This window comes from Knoellia altitudinis (assembly GCF_042666355.1).
Lineage (GTDB): Bacteria > Actinomycetota > Actinomycetes > Actinomycetales > Dermatophilaceae > Knoellia > Knoellia altitudinis.
On sequence record NZ_JBHTDK010000001.1, the window covers coordinates 1,159,266 to 1,177,311 of the forward strand.

20 protein-coding genes and 1 tRNA gene are annotated in these 18,046 nt (G+C 70.0%); 8 read left to right on the forward strand and 13 right to left on the reverse strand.

What is annotated here, in order from left to right; all coding sequences use genetic code 11:
- Window positions 1-29: 29 nt before the first annotated feature.
- The gene (locus ACFQW8_RS05455) at window positions 30-416 is read left to right on the forward strand and encodes a phage holin family protein (protein WP_380085956.1); all 387 of its coding nucleotides are present in this window, start codon (window positions 30-32) and stop codon (window positions 414-416) included.
- Window positions 417-433: 17 nt separating this feature from the next.
- Here the strand turns inward: ACFQW8_RS05455 and ACFQW8_RS05460 are convergent, their stop codons facing one another.
- Window positions 434-1,099 carry an NUDIX hydrolase gene (locus ACFQW8_RS05460; RefSeq protein ID WP_380085957.1) on the reverse strand — a complete coding sequence of 222 codons (666 nt, stop codon included), beginning with the start codon at window positions 1,097-1,099 and terminating at the stop codon, window positions 434-436.
- Window positions 1,096-1,881: an endonuclease III gene (gene nth / locus ACFQW8_RS05465; RefSeq protein WP_380085958.1), complete on the reverse strand. Its 786-nt coding sequence runs from the start codon at window positions 1,879-1,881 to the stop codon at window positions 1,096-1,098. Before nth ends, ACFQW8_RS05460 begins: the two co-directional genes overlap by 4 nt.
- Before the next feature lie 87 nt (window positions 1,882-1,968).
- On the opposite strand from nth, the gene ACFQW8_RS05470 reads away from it, so the two are divergent.
- Entirely contained in the window at window positions 1,969-2,646 is a 678-nt protein-coding gene (locus tag ACFQW8_RS05470; RefSeq protein WP_380085959.1) for a Crp/Fnr family transcriptional regulator, read from the forward strand.
- A gap of 3 nt (window positions 2,647-2,649) precedes the next feature.
- Here the strand turns inward: ACFQW8_RS05470 and ACFQW8_RS05475 are convergent, their stop codons facing one another.
- The 5 genes from ACFQW8_RS05475 to ACFQW8_RS05495 form a co-directional block, all read right to left on the reverse strand.
- The gene (locus ACFQW8_RS05475) at window positions 2,650-3,444 is read right to left on the reverse strand and encodes an MBL fold metallo-hydrolase (protein ID WP_380085961.1); all 795 of its coding nucleotides are present in this window, start codon (window positions 3,442-3,444) and stop codon (window positions 2,650-2,652) included.
- A gap of 108 nt (window positions 3,445-3,552) precedes the next feature.
- Complete coding sequence (locus tag ACFQW8_RS05480; protein ID WP_380085962.1) at window positions 3,553-4,419, reverse strand: DUF559 domain-containing protein; 867 nt, start codon at window positions 4,417-4,419, stop codon at window positions 3,553-3,555.
- Window positions 4,420-4,615: 196 nt separating this feature from the next.
- Window positions 4,616-5,314 carry an NUDIX hydrolase gene (locus ACFQW8_RS05485; protein ID WP_380085963.1) on the reverse strand — a complete coding sequence of 233 codons (699 nt, stop codon included), beginning with the start codon at window positions 5,312-5,314 and terminating at the stop codon, window positions 4,616-4,618.
- Between the two features lie 42 nt (window positions 5,315-5,356).
- A complete protein-coding gene (locus ACFQW8_RS05490) occupies window positions 5,357-5,833 on the reverse strand; it encodes a RidA family protein (RefSeq protein ID WP_380085964.1) in 477 nt (158 codons plus the stop codon).
- Window positions 5,834-5,836: 3 nt separating this feature from the next.
- Window positions 5,837-5,995: a DUF4177 domain-containing protein gene (locus tag ACFQW8_RS05495; RefSeq protein WP_156465334.1), complete on the reverse strand. Its 159-nt coding sequence runs from the start codon at window positions 5,993-5,995 to the stop codon at window positions 5,837-5,839.
- A gap of 39 nt (window positions 5,996-6,034) precedes the next feature.
- Here ACFQW8_RS05495 and ACFQW8_RS05500 point away from each other — a divergent pair, with 39 nt between their 5' ends.
- Together ACFQW8_RS05500 and ACFQW8_RS05505 are read left to right on the forward strand one after the other, a co-directional pair.
- Window positions 6,035-7,051: an ArsA-related P-loop ATPase gene (locus ACFQW8_RS05500; RefSeq protein ID WP_380085965.1), complete on the forward strand. Its 1,017-nt coding sequence runs from the start codon at window positions 6,035-6,037 to the stop codon at window positions 7,049-7,051.
- Window positions 7,051-8,211, forward strand: coding sequence for an ArsA family ATPase (locus ACFQW8_RS05505; protein WP_380085966.1), 1,161 nt, complete (start codon window positions 7,051-7,053; stop codon window positions 8,209-8,211). Before ACFQW8_RS05500 ends, ACFQW8_RS05505 begins: the two co-directional genes overlap by 1 nt.
- A gap of 65 nt (window positions 8,212-8,276) precedes the next feature.
- On the opposite strand, the gene ACFQW8_RS05510 is transcribed toward ACFQW8_RS05505, so the two are convergent.
- Window positions 8,277-8,588 carry a WhiB family transcriptional regulator gene (locus tag ACFQW8_RS05510; RefSeq protein WP_380085967.1) on the reverse strand — a complete coding sequence of 104 codons (312 nt, stop codon included), beginning with the start codon at window positions 8,586-8,588 and terminating at the stop codon, window positions 8,277-8,279.
- Between the two features lie 211 nt (window positions 8,589-8,799).
- Between ACFQW8_RS05510 and ACFQW8_RS05515 the strand changes: the two genes are divergently transcribed.
- Window positions 8,800-11,271 (forward strand): transglycosylase domain-containing protein, encoded by a 2,472-nt coding sequence (locus ACFQW8_RS05515; protein ID WP_380085968.1) that lies wholly within the window; start codon window positions 8,800-8,802, stop codon window positions 11,269-11,271.
- A gap of 42 nt (window positions 11,272-11,313) precedes the next feature.
- Here the strand turns inward: ACFQW8_RS05515 and ACFQW8_RS05520 are convergent, their stop codons facing one another.
- The gene (locus ACFQW8_RS05520) at window positions 11,314-11,775 is read right to left on the reverse strand and encodes a GatB/YqeY domain-containing protein (protein WP_380085969.1); all 462 of its coding nucleotides are present in this window, start codon (window positions 11,773-11,775) and stop codon (window positions 11,314-11,316) included.
- A gap of 41 nt (window positions 11,776-11,816) precedes the next feature.
- Between ACFQW8_RS05520 and ACFQW8_RS05525 the strand changes: the two genes are divergently transcribed.
- Window positions 11,817-12,758 carry a metallophosphoesterase gene (locus ACFQW8_RS05525; RefSeq protein ID WP_380085970.1) on the forward strand — a complete coding sequence of 314 codons (942 nt, stop codon included), beginning with the start codon at window positions 11,817-11,819 and terminating at the stop codon, window positions 12,756-12,758.
- On the opposite strand, the gene ACFQW8_RS05530 is transcribed toward ACFQW8_RS05525, so the two are convergent.
- The gene (locus ACFQW8_RS05530) at window positions 12,739-13,761 is read right to left on the reverse strand and encodes a hypothetical protein (RefSeq protein WP_380085971.1); all 1,023 of its coding nucleotides are present in this window, start codon (window positions 13,759-13,761) and stop codon (window positions 12,739-12,741) included. The two genes, ACFQW8_RS05525 and ACFQW8_RS05530, sit on opposite strands and share 20 nt — an antisense overlap.
- A gap of 96 nt (window positions 13,762-13,857) precedes the next feature.
- Here ACFQW8_RS05530 and ACFQW8_RS05535 point away from each other — a divergent pair.
- Window positions 13,858-13,934, forward strand: a tRNA-Pro gene (locus tag ACFQW8_RS05535).
- A 179-nt stretch (window positions 13,935-14,113) separates the two neighbouring features.
- Window positions 14,114-14,533 carry a hypothetical protein gene (locus tag ACFQW8_RS05540; RefSeq protein WP_380085972.1) on the forward strand — a complete coding sequence of 140 codons (420 nt, stop codon included), beginning with the start codon at window positions 14,114-14,116 and terminating at the stop codon, window positions 14,531-14,533.
- Between the two features lie 53 nt (window positions 14,534-14,586).
- Here ACFQW8_RS05540 and ACFQW8_RS05545 read toward each other — a convergent pair whose 3' ends face one another.
- From ACFQW8_RS05545 to ACFQW8_RS05555, 3 genes are all read right to left on the reverse strand, one after another.
- Window positions 14,587-15,546: a hypothetical protein gene (locus ACFQW8_RS05545; RefSeq protein ID WP_380085973.1), complete on the reverse strand. Its 960-nt coding sequence runs from the start codon at window positions 15,544-15,546 to the stop codon at window positions 14,587-14,589.
- A gap of 163 nt (window positions 15,547-15,709) precedes the next feature.
- Entirely contained in the window at window positions 15,710-16,909 is a 1,200-nt protein-coding gene (locus tag ACFQW8_RS05550; protein ID WP_380085974.1) for a pyrophosphate--fructose-6-phosphate 1-phosphotransferase, read from the reverse strand.
- 60 nt (window positions 16,910-16,969) lie between these two features.
- Complete coding sequence (locus ACFQW8_RS05555) at window positions 16,970-17,866, reverse strand: LytR C-terminal domain-containing protein (protein WP_380085975.1); 897 nt, start codon at window positions 17,864-17,866, stop codon at window positions 16,970-16,972.
- Between the last annotated feature and the right edge of the window lie 180 nt (window positions 17,867-18,046).

Below are 18,046 nucleotides of genomic sequence, written 5' to 3' on the forward strand. Positions count from 1 at the left end.
GCCCTTCACGACCTGCAAAGGTGAGCAGCATGACAACCGAAACCGGACCCGAGCGGACCATCGGCCAGCTCGTCGCCGACGCCACCCACGACGTGCAGGGCATCGTCCGCAGCGAGATCGCCCTGGCCAAGGCCGAGGTGTCCTCCGGGGCCAAGGTCATGGGCAAGGGGGCCGGCCTCCTGGGCGGGGCCGCCTTCATGGGACTGCTCGGCCTGATCTTCCTGTTCCACACGCTCGCCCGCGTCATCGGTGAGTGGCTGCCCGTCTGGGCCGGCTACGGCATCGTCACGTTGGTGCTCTTCATCGTGGCCGGGGTGCTCGGCCTCCTCGGCAAGAACGCGCTGGCCAAGGCGAAGCCGGTGCCGAAGCGCGCCATCGCCGAGGCCGAGCAGACGATCGCCACCCTCAAGTCCTGACGCCGCTGCTCGACTGGTCAGCCGCGGTTGCGCCTCCAGTCGGACAGCACGTGCTCCGGGATGGGTCGCTCGACGCCCTCGTCCCACTTCCGCGTCAGCCCGGCGAGGTCGAAGACCGCCCCCAGCAACAGCGCGGTGAAGCCCCAGACGAACAGGCCACCGGCCTCGAACCCGGGCCCCCGATAGCCCGACGGGTGGGCGACCGTGAACCGTCGTGCCGGGTCGAGCAGCTCGGCGACGGGCACCCGTTCGACGCGCTCGACCTCGCCCGGGTCCACGACCCGCACCTCCCCCGGCGTCGGCCACCACGCGAGAACCGGCGTGACGGCGTTCCCGCTCGGGGTGAGGAACAGGGCGGGCATGGTGCCGACGACGTCGACACTCGCGGGGTCGACCCCGACCTCCTCCTCGGTCTCCCGCAACGCCGCCTCGACCGGCCCGGCATCCGTCGGGTCGACCCGGCCTCCGGGGAACGAGACCTGACCCGGGTGGGCGCGCAGGTCCCGCGACCGAGCCGTCAGCACGACGTCGTAGCCGCCATCGGCCGAGGGAGCGAAGAGCATGAGCACGGCGGAGCGTCGATCGGGGTCGGCCGGTGGCGCAAACGTCGAGAAAGCCGGGGGTAGCCCCTCCTCGACGGCCGCGAGGAGCTGTCCCATCCACGCGGGGCGCGGTGCACTCACGCGGTGACCACGCGCTGCTCTCCCGGCAGGGGACCGGGTGGCGGGTCGGGCAGCTCCGCCCCGGGGGCCAGCTCGTACTTGAGGAGCTTCAACGCCATCGCCGGGTCGGTCTCGCCCTCTCCGTAGGACGGGCACCACTGCGCCACGGGGCAGGCCCCACAGGCCGGTCGGCGCGCATGGCACGTCCGTCGGCCGTGGAAGATCAGGACGTGGCTGAGCATGACCCAGTCCTTGCGAGGGAAGAGCGCGCCGATCGCGTGCTCGACCTTGACCGGGTCGGTCTCCTCGGTCCAGCCGAACCGGCGCACCAGCCGCCCGAAGTGGGTGTCCACGGTGATCCCGGGCACCCCGAAGGCGTTGCCCAGCACGACGTTGGCCGTCTTGCGACCGACGCCGGGCAGTGTCACGAGATCCTTGAGCCGTGGCGGGACCTCGCCTCCGAACCGGTCGACCAGCGCCTGGCTCAGGGTGATGACCGAGTTGGTCTTGGCGCGGAAGAACCCGGTCGGCTTGAGCACCTCCTCCATCTCGGTGCGGTCGGCGGCGGCGAGCGCCTCAGCCGTGGGCCAGCGCGCGAACAACGTCGGCGTCACCTTGTTGACCGTGACGTCCGTGGTCTGGGCCGACAGCACCGTGGCGAGCAGCAGCTGGAGCGGCGTCTCGAAGTCCAGCTCGGCGTGGGCATAGGGATAGCGGTCGAAGAGCGCACGGTAGATCCTGCGGGCCCGGCGCGTCCGCGCGACCGGTGACTCAGCGGCATACGAGGCGGTGGAGGCAGGCACGAACCTCACCCTACGGCGAGGTGCTGACGGTCACATGCGGCCGTGAGGGGCGGCATGGCGGGCACCCACCGTGGCACACTGAGCCCCGTGAATCACGACGTCGTGCGCAAAGCCCCGCTCTTCGCGGCCCTCGATGACGAGGCCGCCGACAGCCTGATCGCGTCCATGACGCCGCAGCACATGGAGCGAGGTGACGTGCTGTTCCGCGAGGGCGACGCCGGCGACCGCCTCTACGTCATCGGCGAGGGCAAGATCAAGCTCGGCCGCTCCTCCCCCGACGGCCGCGAGAACCTCCTCGCCATCCTCGGCCCGGGCGAGATGTTCGGCGAGCTGAGCCTCTTCGACCCCGGTGCGCGCACGGCCACCGCGACGGCCGTGGCCGAGACCCAGATCGTCGGACTCACCCATGACCAGCTCAAGTCCTTCCTCGCGGAGCGCCCCGGCGTGGCCGCCACGCTCCTCGCTGCGCTGGCCCGTCGCCTCCGCCGCACCAACGAGTCGCTCGCGGACCTCGTCTTCACCGACGTCCCCGGTCGCGTCGCCAAGGCCCTCATCGACCTCGCCGAGCGCTTCGGTCGGCCGGTCGACGGTGGCGTCATGGTGAGCCACGACCTCACCCAGGAGGAGCTCGCCCAGCTCGTCGGCGCCTCCCGCGAGACGGTCAACAAGGCGCTCGCGGACTTCGCGACCCGGGGATGGCTCAAGCTCGAGGCTCGCGCCGTGCTCGTCCAGGACATGGAGCGGCTCCAGCGCCGCGCGCGCTGATCGTCAGCTCGCTCTGAGGTGGTCCAGCTGCGCACGGATGCTCATCCGCGCCGCCGGCCACACCTCGTGCGGGACGTCCGCATAGACCCGCGTCAGCACGCCCTCGACCGGGTCCTGCTCCTGCGCCGCCCCGTCCTTGAGGGCCTGCCGCACCTGCTCGAGCCGCTCCTGCCGGTGGGTGCGATAGAAGGCGACCATCGCCGCAGCGTCCGGCACCACGGGGCCGTGGCCGGGAAGGATGCTGGTCACCTCTCCGTTGCCGGTCAGGTCGGCGATGCGTTCCAACGACCTCAGGTATGCCGTGAGCTCACCATCGGGGTGCGCCACCACCGTGGTGCCCCGACCGAGGACGGTGTCGCCGGTGAGCAGTGCGTGGTCGGCCTCGAGGGCGAAGGACACCGAGTCGCTGGTGTGACCCGGGGTGGCGACGACGCGGATCTCGAGTGCGTCGGCAGTGATGACGTCTCCATCAGCGAGGTCGTCGTGACCGGAGCCGACCGCGCGGGTGGGCGCGCCTGTGAGCTCGGCGAAGCGGGGCGCAGCCTCGGCGTGGTCGTGATGCCCGTGGGTGAGCACCGTGAGGGTGACGCGGGCGCCGGCGTCGGCGACCACACGGCATACGCGCTGCAGGTGACCCTCGTCGAGAGGCCCTGGGTCGATGACCACGGCTTGCGTGCCCCCGGGTTCGAGGAGGACCCAGGTGTTCGTGCCGTCGAGGGTCATCGGCCCCGGGTTCGGCGCCAGCACACAGTGGGCCCGGGTCGTGATCTGCCCACCCGCCCACACGCTCTCAGCCATGGCCCCCACCCTGCCACCCACCGTCTCTCCGGACAGGTCATGGGCCGGCGGGTGACCCTTGGGCTCGTGCGCGGGGTCGGCGATCCGACGCAGTTACCTGTCCGGCGGTCAGGCTGCAGCTGCCTGAGCGAGGCGCGGCGGCGCCGTGGGGGTGCCTCCCTTGTGCGTGATGAGCCAGGACCGAAAGACCCAACGCACCCAGTCCTGTTCGTACATTGCGTCCTCGTAGGCAAACCGCAGCGAGTCCCATCCCCACACCGCGAAGAGCGAGTGGCGCCGACAGTCTCGACGGAGGCCGCCTCGGGTGCCGTGGGTCTCGTAGCCCTCAGCTTCGACGACCAGCCTCAGCTCTTCGCTCCCCAGGTCCACCACCGCGAAGATCCCTGACTCCGCGAACTGCATCTGGGGCGTGAGGTCGAAACCTTCCTCGATGGCGAGAGCTCGGATGACCGACTCCAAGGGATTGGCCGCCTTGCCATTCGCATGCTCGATCACGCGACGTGCCGTCCGCGCGCCCGGCCCACGCAGCCCCGGCCCGGCGCGCCGGAGCTCCGCCGGGTGGACCATCCTGGAGCGCAGCGCCGAGTCTGCGACCGCGAGCGCCTCGTCGAACGGGAGAGTGCGCGCACAGTCGAGCACGGTTCGCAGTGGCGAGGTGACCTCGTCATCGACTTCCTGCGGCTTCAGGTCCGCCCAGTGAGGGTCGACGTCGGATCGGTGTTCGGCCCGCAGTCTGCGTTTGTACGGAAGGGTGATCTGGGCCTTGTTCGGGACGACTTTGACCTTCCAGCCGTAGTGCAACGCAGCGCTGAGATGCGAGAGCCGGGCCTTCCGGGCATGGGCCAGTCGACGGTGCTCGTCGACTGACGGAAGCGCGTAGCGGCCCCGACTGACACGATCGAGCTCGCCTGCCGCCCGGGCGTCCGCGATCGCCCGCTTCGGGTGATGGCGACGAAGTTCGTGGGTCGTCGCCACTCCGCCAAGGGCAGCGAGAGTGCGGGCGACGGACATGGCACCAGCCTGCCCACACTCACGGTGGCGTCCTCAGAGTTGTCCACAGGGCTGTCGGACAGGGAGTCGGCGCTGATCACGCGAGGTGCGTGCGGGCACGCTGCCCCAGGGCCGGCCATTACCTGTCCGCGGGGACGTGGCCCGTCGCTGGGGGGGCTGGTCAGGGGATGTCGGAGCGCATGACGAGGCGGTCGCCGAGGTCGACGAGCTCGGGCGAGACCGCCGTGAGGACCGGGGTGTCGGAGAGGAACGCGGCAACGGAGCCGAACGTGGCCAGCTGCTCCAGCGCCACCACCGTGGGCGGCAGCATCACCGCCCTGCCTTCGGCGTATGCCGTGAGGAGCCTCCCCGGGAGCACCCACGCGTCGTGGTCGGTCTCGGTCGAGGCACCCAGGGCACTTTGCCCCTCGGGCAGGGGCGCGGCGAAGAACCACGTGTCGTAGCGCCGCTTCTCGAAGGCCGGGGTGATCCAGTGCGCCCGAGGCACGAGCTGGGCCACCGACAGGCGCAGCCCGCACTCCTCCTCGACCTCACGGATGGCGGCCGCCACCAACGGGTGCGCCTCAGCAGGGGTCAGGTCCATGCGCGCGGCCAGGGCCTCGACCTCTGCAGGGTCGAGGTCGGCCCTGGCGTCGGCGTCATCGACGCCTCCGCCGGGGAAGACGTACATCGACGGCGCGAACGCCATGGTCGGCACGCGTCGCTGGACGAAGACCATGGGCCCGTCCGGCGAGTCACGGACGACCAGGACCGTCGCGGCACCACGGGGCACCAGGGGCTCACCGGGAGACGCCAGCCAGGCCCGTGCGTTCGCGACCCACGCGTCCGAGAGCGGGGCAGCGAACTCGCGCAACGGCATACCGGCTGTCCCTAACCGTCGAGTTGGGTGAGCTCAGGACAGTCAGTCGGCGACGTGGAAGATGACCTCGACCTCGACAGGGGCGTCGAGGGGAAGGACCGTGACACCGACGGCGGAACGGGCGTGCACACCGCGGTCGCCGAAGGCCTGGCCGAGCAGCTCGCTCGCGCCGTTGATGACGCCGGGCTGGCCGGTGAAGGACGGGTCGGACGCGACGAAGCCCACGACCTTGACCACCCGCTCGACCTTGTCGAGGTCACCGACGACGGACTTCACGGCCGCGATGGCGTTGAGGGCGCAGATCTGGGCGAGCTCCTTGGCCCGCTCCGGGGAGACCAGGCCCTCCCCCGCTGTGCCTACTTTGCCCGTGTCCGCCAGCGCACCCGACACCATCGGCAGCTGCCCGGAGGTGAAGACGCGCGACCCGTCCTGGACCGCGGGGACATAGACGGCCACCGGAGCGGCCACCTCGGGCACGCTGAGACCGAGCTCGGCCAGACGATCCTCGACAGCACTCATCGTTCAGGCCCCCTTCGGCCGCTTGAAGTAGGCGACGAGACCGTTGCCGTCAGGCCCGGTCAGGACCTGCACGAGCTCCCAGCCGTCCTCGCCCCACTGGTCGAGGATCTGCTTGGTCGCGTGGATCATCAACGGCACCGTGGCGTACTCCCAAGTCTGCATGCTGCTCAGCCTAGTCGCGCTCCCACGTACGCTGGCTCCGTGCCCTCATCGACCCTCCCCGCGGACTTCGCGGGAGCCCGGCTCCACGTCGTGACCGGCAAGGGTGGGGTCGGCAAGACCACCGTGGCGGCTGCTCTCGCCCTGGCGCTCGCGAGCACCGGCAAGCGCGTGCTGCTCATCGAGGTCGAGGGCCGCCAGGGCCTGTCGCAGACGTTCGACGTCGCGCCGCTCGGGGTCGACGAGGTCAGGCTCGTCTCGCACCACAGCGGCGGCGAGCTGTGGGGGCTGTCCATCGACGCCAAGGCCGCGCTGCTCGAGTACCTCCAGCTCTTCTACAAGCTCGGTCGCGCGGGCTCGGCCCTCGAGAAGATCGGCGCCATCGACTTCGCCACGACGATCGCGCCGGGCGTGCGCGACGTCCTGCTCACCGGGAAGATCTACGAAGCCGCCGGGCGGACCAAGGGCGGACGGGGGTCGAGGCAGAAGGGCCTGCACTACGACGCCCTGGTGCTGGATGCGCCGCCGACCGGTCGGGCCGTGCGCTTCCTCAACGTCAACGCCGGACTCGCCGACGTCGCCAAGGTCGGCCCGATCCGCTCGCAGGCGGACTCCATCACCGGCATGCTGCACGACAAGCGCACCCTCGTGCACATGGTGACCCTGCTCGAGGAGATGCCGGTGCAGGAGAGCCTCGACGGGCTGCGCGACCTCGCCGACGCCGGGCTCCACCTCGGCGCGATCATCGTCAACCAGATCCGCGAGCCGCACCTCTCCCCCTCCCACATCGCCGCGCTGGGCGGCAGCGACGACGTCCTCGACGAGACGCTGCGTGCCGAGCTCGTCAGTGCCGGACTGCGCCCGACGAATCCGATGGTCCGGGGCCTTCTCAGCGAGGGGCGGGACCACGCCCAGCGGCTCGCCCTCCAGGACGACATGGCCGCGGAGATCGTGGCCGCCGGCCGACCGGTCATCGAGCTGCCGGCACTCACCGGGGGAGTCGAGGACGGCGGCATCGCCGTCCTCTCGGACGAGCTCCTCGCGCAGGGAGTGCGCTGATGGCACGACAGAAGCCCTCCGAGCACCCACGCCTCGACATCGACGCCCTGCTCGCCGACTCCGGCGTCGGCATCATCGTCTGCTGCGGCTCCGGCGGTGTCGGCAAGACGACGACCGCGGCCGCCCTGGGCATCCGCGCGGCGGAGGCAGGTCGCCACGTCGTCGTCCTGACCATCGACCCCGCTCGCCGCCTGGCCCAGGCCCTCGGCCTCACCGAGCTCGACAACACGCCCCGCCCGGTGGCCGGCGTCGACCTCTCGGCCGGCGGCTCGCTCGACGCGATGATGCTCGACATGAAGCGCACCTTCGACGAGGTCGTCGAGGCCCACTCCACCCCCGGCAAGGCCGCGCAGATCCTCGCGAACCCCTTCTACCAGGCCGTGTCGAGCTCCTTCGCGGGCACGCAGGAGTACATGGCCATGGAGAAGCTCGGCCAGCTCCGCACCCAGGCCGAGCGTGAGGGCACCTGGGACCTCATCGTCGTCGACACCCCGCCGTCGCGGTCGGCGCTGGACTTCCTCGACGCACCCAAGCGGCTCGGCTCCTTCCTGGACGGTCGGTTCGTGCGCCTCCTCATGGCGCCCGCCAAGGCCGGGGGCCGGGCCTACCTTAAGGTCTTCAGCGTCGGGGTGGACCTCGCCCAGCGCACCATCAGCCGAGTGCTCGGCGGGCAGCTGCTGGCGGACGTGCAGACCTTCGTGGCGGCGCTCGACACGATGTTCGGCGGCTTCCGCGAGCGCGCCGACGTCACCTATGCCCTGCTCAAGGAGCACACGACGGCCTTCGTCGTGGTCGCCTCCCCCGATCGCGACGCGTTGCGCGAGGCGGCCTTCTTCGTGGACCGGCTGGGCGAGGAACGTATGCCGCTCGCTGGGGTCGTCGTGAACCGTCTCCAGTCGCTCGGGGCAGCTGCGCTGTCCGCGTCACGGGCCGAGGACGGAGCCGACCAGCTCGCCGAGGACGGGCCTCCCGGCACGCTCACCGAGGGCCTGCTCCAGCTGCACTCCGACCTGGCGTCGACCTCGGCCAGGCAGCACGCCGTCGTCACCCGCTTCGCCGCGTCCCACCCCGACGTTCGGCTCGCGACCGTTGCCGCATCAGCGACGGACGTGCACGACCTCGACGGGCTGCGCGAGGTCGGCCGGTTGCTGGCCGGCTGAGTCCCGGACACACGAAAGCCGGGCCTGTGCCAGAAAGGCGCCGACCCGGCATACGAGGAAAGAGCTCAGACCGGAGGGCGGCCCATCGTCTTGCTGAGGACCTCTCGCCAGGAGCGGACCCCGGGGTGGCGACGGAGCAGGGCGCGTCGCTCGCGCTCGGTCATGCCGCCCCACACACCGAACTCGGTACGGTTGTCGAGAGCATCCGAGAGGCACTCGAGCGCCACGGGGCACTCACGGCACACGACCTTGGCCGTGCGCTGCTCCTTGCCCTGGACGAAGAGCGCGTCCGGATCGGTGCCGACGCACGTGCCGCGCGTCGACCAGTCGGACGTGCCCTGAGTGCTGTGGGCGGGTGGTGCTGTGGTGATCGTCATTGCTCTGTCCCTTTGCCTGTGGCCATTCCCTCCCGGATGGCGCTAAGGGAAAACTAGGCAGTAGGTGAAACCTGCACCATGACGAATATGGGGACTAGTTATATGGCTCGTAGTAACTAGTTAGTAGTCTAGACATTTCCTGTCAGAACGCAACAACGCGCGGCAACCATCGGTCGCGAGACCCCACAAGATCCCGAGTTACCCTGATGGTATGGATGGTCGCGCCCACAATCTCCCCCATGTCCTCCGCCTGCTCACGGGGCTCGTCGTCCTGAGCGCGCTCATGGGGCTGCTCATGGCCGGGCTCGCGATCCCTGCCATCGGGGCCGGCGGGAGCGCCACCAAGAGCGGGGTCAAGGCCTTCAACGACCTGCCCAGCGAGTTCTCCGTCTCCCCGCTGGCCCAGCAGTCGCGCATCGTCGACGCCAGCGGCAAGCTCATCGCCAACCCCTACGACGAGAACCGCATCATCGTCACGCTCAAGAACATCTCACCGTGGATGCAGAAGGCCCAGATCGCCATCGAGGACTCCCGCTTCTACGAGCACGGCGGCCTCGACGTGCGTGGCTTCACGAGGGCGATGGTCTCGAACGTCTCGAGCGGGTCCGTGCAGGGCGCGTCGACCCTCACCCAGCAGTACGTCAAGATCACCCTCCAGGAGAACGCCCTCCGCCGCGACGACAAGGAGGCGGCCGAGAGGGCCGTAGAGAAGAGCTACACCCGCAAGCTCCAGGAGCTGAAGTACGCCCTCGACGTCGAGCGCAACTTCACCAAGGAGCAGATCCTCACGGGCTACCTCAACCTCGTCTACTACGGCGACCAGGCCTACGGCGTCGAGGCCGCGGCCCAGAACTACTTCGGCATCCCGGCCAGCAAGCTCAACCTGGGTCAGTCGGCCCTGCTCGCGGGCATCGTGCAGCAGCCCACGACGTTCAACCCGGTGCTCAACCCGAAGCAGTCGCAGACCCGCCGCAACGCGGTGCTCGACCGCATGCAGTTCCTGGGCATGGCCACCGCCAAGGACGTGGCCGCGGCCAAGAAGGTCGCCGTCCCGGCCATGCTCGGCAACCGCAAGCCGCCCAAGGGTGTCTGCCAGCGGTCGAGCGAGCCGTTCTTCTGCGCCTACATGATGGAGTACCTCCAGAAGTCGCCGCAGATGGCCGTCCTCGGCAAGACACCGGCCGAGCGCCTCAAGAACATCAACCAGGGCGGGCTGACGATCAAGACCACCCTGGACCCCAAGCTGCAGAGGACCACCCTCACCGAGCTGACCAAGGCCGTGCCGATCGGCAACCGCAGCAACCTCGGCGCCGCGTCGACGGTCATCGAGCCCGGAACCGGCAAGATCCTCGCGATGGCCCAGGCCACGGACTTCACCAAGAGCCAGCTCAACCTCAACGTCGACCAGCGCTACGGCGGCAGCCAGTACGGCTACCAGTTCGGCTCTACGGCCAAGATGTACGCGCTCGTCGCGGCTCTCGAGTCGGGCATGCCGCTCGACGGGACGGTCAATGCACCCTCCGCCTCGCCGGAGGACCCGCACCTCTTCCCGGTCGAGGACATGAAGGACCGGTGCAACGCCCAGGAGGCCTGGCCGGTGGAGAACGACTACCGCAGCGGCGGGGTGATGACCCTGGCCAAGGCCACGGCCGAGTCGATCAACACCGCGTTCGGTCAGCTCGTCATCGACCTCGGCGGCTGCAAGGTCCACGAGGTCATGGGCCGGATGGGCATCCACCAAGGAGACGGCAAGCCGATCAGCACGTCGATCTCCTCGATCACCCTGGGCGCCGGCGTGGCGACCCCGATGACCATGGCAGCGTCCTACGCCACCCTCGCCGCCCGCGGCAAGTACTGCGAGCCGACCCCGATCGCGTCGATCACCACCTCGAACGGCAAGGCCATCAAGGTTCCGCCGGCGGCGTGCAAGCAGGTCATCCGCGCCGACATCGCCGACGGCGTCAACCTGCTCCTCGAGGGACCGCTCAGGGACAGCCGGGGCACGGCCGAGGGGTCGTGGAAGAGCAGCCGACCTGCTGCCGGTAAGACCGGGACGACGAACTCGCACAACCAGTCGTGGTTCGTGGGCTACACCCCGCAGCGCGCCGCATCCGTGTGGATCGGCAACATCAAGGTGGCCAAGAACAGTCGTGGTGACCTCACGACCCTCAACGGCAAGACCTTCGGGACCTACGGCTACAAGAAGAGCGTCTTCGGTGGCACGGTCGCCGGTCCGGTGTGGGGCCAGATCATGGAGGCTGCGACCGCCGGGTTGCCCGTCGTCCCGTTCACTCCGCCCTCCGAGCGCGTCAAGAACGGCAACCAGGTGCCGCTCCCCGACGTCATCGGCGACAGCGTCGGCACCGCGACCCTCAAGCTCGAAGGAGCCGGGTTCGAGGTCAAGGTCGGGACGCGGGTCGACAGCGGCATCGAGGAGGGCAACGTGGCCCGGACCAGCCCCAGCACCCGGGCGACGAAGGGCATGACCATCACCCTGTTCATCTCGCGCGGCTACCAGGAGACGTTCGCCCAGCCCAGGACCCAGACCCGGACACAGACCCAGTCCCAGCCCAGGATCCGGATCCAGGTCCGGCCGCGCACCACGAGCACGCCTGAACCCACTGTCGTCGTCCCACCACCGACGGGTCCCAAGCCGAAGCCCACCAAGCCGGGCAAGCCCTGAGGCTGACGGGCTCGGTCAGCGGGCTCAACGCGATCAGCGCGTTCAGCCAGCAAGGACCTGCTTGACGATCGCGGCGACGCGCCCACCGTCCGCGCGACCGGCGATGTCGGCCTGGGCGGCCTTCATGACCTGTCCCATCTGCGCCATGCCACTGGCCCCCGTGGAGTCGACGGCGGCCCGCACGATGCGCTCCAGCTCCGCGTCGCCGAGCTGCTTGGGCAGGTAGGCCTCGAGGATGACCAGCTCGGCATCCTCGACCGCTGCCAGCTCGGGACGACCGGCGTCGACGTAGGCCGCGCTCGACTCCTTGCGCTTCTTGGCCTCCTTGGCGATGACCTTGAGGACCTCGTCGTCGGTGAGCTCCTTGGCCTCGACACCGGCCACCTCGGCGTTGGTGATAGCGGTGAGCGTCATGCGCAGCGTGCCGGCACGGACCTTGTCCTTGCTGCGCATGGCGTCGTGCAGGTCGCTCCGGAGCGTGCCCTTGAGGGTCGTGTCGGTCATGGCTCCAGTCTCGCACCAGGGTCAACCGGGATACTGGGTCGATGACGTCGACGACCCGCACAGTCCTGCAGACTCTGGCCGGGGTGGCCGCTGCGGGAGTGACCGGCATCGCCTATGCGGGGCTCGTCGAGCGCAACCTCTTCATGGTGCGCCGCTTCGAGGTGCCGGTGCTGCCCTCGGGCACCGCTCCGCTCCGTCTGTTGCAGGTGAGCGACCTCCACCTCGTGCCTCGTCAGCACCGCAAGATCGAGTGGGTGCGTGAGCTGGCCTCCCTCACACCGGACTTCGTCGTCAACTCCGGCGACAACCTGGCTGCTGTCGACGCCGTCCCGGGCCTGCTGCGCGCCATGGAGCCACTCATGGACTTCCCCGGCGCGTTCGTCCTGGGCTCCAACGACCGCTACGCCCCGGTCCCCAAGAACCCCGGCCGCTACTTCACTCGCGACCACGCCCGGCCGCCGCGTGCGACCCGCCCGGACCTCCCGGTCGAGGACCTCATCGACGGCATGCGCGCCGGCGGCTGGCTGGACCTCGACAACGCGCGGACGACGGTCGCCGTCGGCCCGCACCGGCTCGAGCTCGTCGGTGTCGACGACCCACACATCGAACGCGACCGGTATGCCGCGGTGTCGGCTCCCGCTGCCGCCGACGTTGCGCTGACGCTGGGTCTCGTGCACGCGCCGTACCAGCGGGTCCTCGACGCGATGACCGCCGACGGGGTCGGCCTCATCCTCGCCGGGCACACCCACGGTGGCCAGCTGGCCGTGCCGTTCTATGGCGCCCTCGTGACGAACTGCGACCTCGACCGTGGCCGCGCCAAGGGCCTCTCCCGGTGGTGGCCCGGCGCGGGAGGCGACGTGCCGACGCAACCGGACGACGCGGCATACCTGCACGTCTCAGCGGGCCTCGGGACCTCGCCGTATGCGCCGGTGCGGTTCGCGTGCCGACCCGAGGCGACCCTGCTCACCCTGGTGTCACGCTGACCGGGACCGCGTCGGGGAAGCGCTGGCGGTAGGCCGCCTCCCAGTCGGCAGAGCCGGTGCCGCCGTCGACGAGGTCTGCGTCGCCCGCGCCACCGTTCTGGGCGCCCCTCTCGGAGCGGCCGAGCTCGAGGTCGAGCCGGTGGCCAGCCGGCATGGAGTCGTGGGCAGCCTCGACGATGGGCCAGACCCAGGCGCCGTGGGCAGCCTCGGCCAAGGGGCCACCCATCTCGGGCAGGGAGACCACGACCCGGACCCGGCGGACACCTTCGACGTCCTCGACCACGACGACACGGGCGATGGACGCACTCCCGTCCTGCCCGGCATACGTCGCTTCGATGGCCCTCCACTCGTCCACCATGGGTGCAACGAGGGGGCGTCCGGCGCTGAAGCGGACGTAGGGAGCCTGCGGCGTCTGGTACTCGACCACGGTCCAGTCGAGCTCGGGAAGGCCGCTCCTCAAGGCCCAGCCCAGTGCGGTCGACACCGGCTCGTGGGACGACACCGACGCAGTGACGCGGCGCGGGGCCGGGCGGGACCTGACCTGCAGGCCGCCCGGCGGGGAGGTGGCCACGGCCTTTGCCCAGCGCGTCGCGAGCCCGGGCAGCGGCGGCTCAGAGCCGAACCCGAGGCTCGACGGGTCGGTGCTCACCTCGGCTCGCTCGCCGAGGTCCCGCGTCGTGAGGACGAGCTCGTCGTAGCCGTCGGCGTGCTCGATCCGTCGCAGGGTCTGGGGGAGGCTGCGCACGAGCTCCTCGACCTCTCGGGGATCCGGAGGGCTGGCCACCTGGACCGAGATCTCCTGGTCGCCGGCGCCGCCCAGGCTCGTGCCGATGAAGGACGCGTCGACCCCCTTGACCCCGGGCAGGCCACGGACCGCCTGTGCCACCTCCTGCTCGTCCGGTTCGGGCTGCGCACAGCCGGCCGCTGCCATCGTCAGGAGCGTGCATCCGACGACGCCGAGCCCCCTCCTCAGGCGCCGACCGGGCCCCGCCGTCGTTCCCATGGGCCCCACCCTGCCCTGTCTGCCGAACGGATTTCGGGAGGCGGGTCGGCGTCGGCTATCCTCTGGTGTCGCTGCCTGCAAGGGCGGCGGCAGCCACGGGGTGTGGCGCAGCTTGGTAGCGCGCTTCGTTCGGGACGAAGAGGTCGCAGGTTCAAATCCTGTCACCCCGACCACAATGCATTGGGCCTCCGACCTGCGGGAACGCGGTTGGAGGCCTTCTGCGTTCTCGGGTGCGTGCGAACCGTGTGCCATCGCACCACCCTCTGGAGACCGACAGGAGAGCGAAACTCCCAGTCACGTCGGTGCAGGTTCTGCGGGGAATGGTCCGAAGGAACACCGAAGGGGTCCGCAGGTGACTGTCCTGCAGTACGGTCAGGACGCTGCCGGGTCCGACTTGGCTGAGGCACACAAAACACAAGGAACGGGCGGATCCAGGATGACTGCTCGGCGCGATTCTGCGCTCAACCTCGATCCACAGGGCAGAGCGCGAGCTGCTCCAGGCCGATCACCTTTGGGCTGGCTGAACCACGCGAGCTCGGGGGTAGCCCTGCTGATCGTCACGGCCATCTCGATCCTGTTCGGGTGGTTCTTTGCCGTGCCAGCCTTGGTCCTCGGCCTTGTTGCCCTCCTGTTGGAGCGGCGGTCCGACCCCCGGTCGGCCGCCGTCGCCCGCTGGGGATGGATCACGTACGTCGCCGGTGCGGTGCTCCTGCTCGTGTATGGCGTTGTTCTGGTGCTGGTTGCCGGCTACGCAGCCAGCGGCAACAACTAGCCAGGTGCACCCGGTGTGCCGTCGCCCGACCTGTCCTACGCGTACCCGGAGCATCACTTTCGGGCTGACCCCAGGTGCGCACCACCTCCCGTCGTCGGGGCGGCCTCCTCGGGCAGGCCGTCGTCCCAGTAGTCCAGGGTCTGGGTCACCCAGAACACCGCGAACGACACCAGCAGCACGACCTCCACCCACAGCACCCACTCCGTCGGCGTCCCGCCGCCGCCCCACTGGTCGACGACGGCGAGCACGGCAGCCACGACGAACGTCAGGGTCATGATCCCGGCGACGACCCCATAGATCGCCGGGTAGGACTTCGCTCCCCTGCTGCCCGCGTCGTCTCGACGGGCCGACGCCTTGCGCGCGTTGACGAACGCGACGCCGGTGATGAGGCCGAACAGGGGCACGGCAGAGGCGTAGTGGGCGAGGTCGAGGAAGGGGTCCCGGCCGAGCTGGAACCACAGGACGAAGGCGAGCCACACCGCAGCCGCGAGGAAGAACCCTCTGCGGGTCGCGGGTGAGGAGCGACGCCGGACGATGACGGTCCAACCACCGAGCGCCAAGCCGAGGAACCCGAGCGTCACCAGCCCCCACACGTTGTTGACGACGGACGGCACGAACTCCGGCGGCACCGAGCACCGGCCGTCCGGGTCGCAAGGCGCTCCCCCGGCGCCCCTGGGTGTCGGCACCATGGCCACGACGGGGGCGAGCATCCCGGCGATGTTGAGAGAGGTGTCCTCGAACCCGCGCCGCCCCACGATCGCGACAAGGCTGATGCCGATGGCGACGAGCGCGCCGACGAAGACACTGCGCGCGGGTGTGTAGTAGTAGGCGCTGATCGAGCCGAGCCGTCGGTTGACCTCGGCGCCGCCCAGCCGCTCCAGCCAGACGCACACGAGCAGGAGCAGGACGAGCCCGACGAGGCTGAGTCGCAGGTAGCGGTAGGTGCGCACCGAGGCGCTGGCCCGCACCCGGGGTGGCGTGATGGCGGCAGCGGTCTGGGTCGAGTCGTGCATGGCAGGCTCCCTTGCGTGACGGTGTCACCCCAGAGGAGTCGTCACGACCCGCGCAGATACATGCGGCGTATGCCGCGCGCCCACCGCCGCCTCGAGTGGAGGTAGCACGACCTGCCGCCAGGGTCGCGTGACGACGGCGTGTCGTGCTACCTCGACTGCGACGTCAGGCGTGACCGATCGAGGACCGCAGCTCGGTGAACCACGGCACGTCGACGTCGAACTTCTTGCCACCGGCCACGCGCGGGAACTCGATGGCGCGCAGCTCGTGGCCCCGCTCCTCGTCCTCACCCACGAGACCGGACTCGCCCCGCAGAGCCGCGTCGACGGCATACTCCGTGCACTGTCGGATGAGGGCGAGATCCTCGTCGCCGGCGGCAGCGGAGCGCGAGAAGTAGCCGGACTTCTGGACCATGACCTTCTCGGCGCCCAGGAGCGCGGCGAACTGCTTGCCGAACCACGCGCCGGGGTTGACCTTGTCGAGCTGCACGTGTCCGAACGGGTCGACGGGCACCTCGAGGCCGGCAGCCTCGAGCTCGGCCACGACCTCGGCCACGCCAGCGCCCTCGGAGAGGAAGATGTTGACGCACCCGATGTCGTCCATGATCGCCCGGAGGCGAGCACTCTCGGTGGTCAGGTCGATCGACAGCTCGGGGACGAAGACCGCGTGGACGTCCCAGCGACGGGCGTCGAGGCCCACGCCCGGCAACCACTGCTGCTCGGCCACCCAGGCGTGATGACGACGGGCGGTCTCGGCCGTCAGCCAGCCGCAGTGGCGCCCCATGACCTCGTGGATGATGAGCATCCGCGGGTTGGACGAGTGCTCGGCAAGGACGTTGCGGGCGAAGATCGCGCCCTGCTCGGCGGCGGTCCAGGCCCCCAGCGACTGGCGGATGGGGATGATGTCGTTGTCGATCGTCTTGGGCAGGCCCACGACCGTGAGCGGGTAGTCGTGCTCGGCCAGGTAGGCGGCGAGGTCGGCGGCGGTCGTGTTGGTGTCGTCGCCTCCGATGGTGTGGAGGACGTCGACGCCGTCAGCGGTGAGCTGCTCTGCGGCGACGCGCAGCGGGTCCTGGCCCTCCTGGACGAGGCCGCGCTTGACGCAGTCGGCGACGTTGGTGAGCTTGACCCGGCTGTTGCCGATCGGGGAGCCGCCGAACTTGTGGAGCAGCGCCGCACCCTCGCGGACCTCGGGGGTGACCTCCACCGAGCGGCCGGTCAGCAGGCCGGCATACCCGTTCTGGTAGCTGATGATCCGCACGTCGGGTGCGACCTCGGTGTAGCGCTCGATGAGCCCGCCGACGGCGGACGAGAGGCAGGGCGCGAGCCCACCGGCGGTGAGCAGGGCAACGGTCGATACAGGCATGGGCACAGTCAACCAGCGTGACCGGCGACACATCCGCCATGGCCCGAGGAGTGGACGACCTCAGTCGCAGGGGCGGGTCACCGTGTGGGGCGGATCCTTGCGCACGGCCTGCTTCCGGGGGAGCTCGGTGCGCGGCGTGACGGACTCGAACTTGTTGCCGATGAGCACGTCGATCGTCATGTTGTCGCGCGGCACCTCGCGCAGCACGGAGCCCTTGATCTCGCGGGCCACGAGACCAGCGGCCAGGTCTGCGTCGGGTCCGTGCAGGACGACCGCGACGTCGTCGGGGAGGAACGAGCCGTCCGGGTTGTTGCCCTGCTTGCCGGTGGTGAAGCCGCGCGAGGCGAGCTCGGCCAGAGCCGTCTTGGCCAGGCCCGGGCGCCACGTCGTGTTGTAGACGTTGACCGTGAAGGACGAGAGGGCCGGCTGCTTCGGGGGCGGCGCCGGGAGCATCTTGGTGAAGTCACCACCGATGACGAAGACCACGCTGGTGCCCGCGCGGCCGTCGTTCTCGAGCTCGGCTCCGTCGACGGTCTGGGCGACGAGCAGCGCCTGGTCGAGCCCGTTCTTGCCGTGGTAGATGCGCGCGGGCGCCTTGACGTAGAGCGTGCGCGGCGCGGTCGTGACGTCCCCGACGTTGAACCCGCGCCGGGACAGGTCACGACCCACGACCTGGCCAGCGCCGTTCTGGCCGGAGGCGTTCATGACCGTGACCTTGAAGGACCCGAAGGCCGGGGCGAGAGCGACGACGGGTTGGCAGACCGGGACGGGGTCGCTGGACATGAGACCGCTTCCGTATGCCGCGGCGATGCTTGCCGTGCCGAGCAGGAGTGCCGGGATGGTGACGAAGGCGGCGAGGTGGCGGAACTGGTAGCGGCGCCAGATCTGGTCGTCGCTCAGGGCCTCCTGCGACTTGGCCCGCTCGAGGAACTCCCGGTGCACGGTGTCGCGCGTCATGCCCATGCCTCGCCGGGCGAGGTCGCGGGCGGCGCGCAAGGTGCGCGCAGGCAGCGCAGGGCGCCCGGGCTCTGGTCTCTGCCTCGCGAACATGACGCCTCCTCAGCTTCTGCCATGCGGTCCCACAACCGCTGCTCGAATTGCACCACGAGTCACACTCGTCACACCAGTAACACGCGC